At 65.7% G+C, this 274-nt stretch carries 1 pseudogene; it reads left to right on the forward strand.

Going from position 1 to position 274, the window contains the following annotated elements:
* Nucleotides 1–274, forward strand: a pseudogene (locus tag GV790_RS30275) (diaminopimelate decarboxylase); the annotation flags it as partial.

Genomic DNA, 274 nt, shown 5'->3' on the forward strand with positions numbered 1-274 from the left:
GACCAGAAGTTCGGGTTCTCCATCGCGGGCGGCGACGCCATGCAGGCGCTGGCCCGGGTTTTCGAGGCCGACAACCTGCGTCTGGTCGGTCTGCACAGCCATATCGGCTCGCAGATCTTCGAGATCGACGGGTTCGAGATCGCCGCGCGTCGCATGCTCGGCCTGCTGCGCGATGCCGTCGACAAGTTCGGTGCCGAACGCACCGCGCAGATCGCCATCCTGGATCTCGGTGGCGGACTCGGTATCTCCTATCTGGAGGCGGATAACCCGCCCC

The organism is Nocardia cyriacigeorgica (genome assembly GCF_010858045.1).
Lineage (GTDB): Bacteria > Actinomycetota > Actinomycetes > Mycobacteriales > Mycobacteriaceae > Nocardia > Nocardia cyriacigeorgica_E.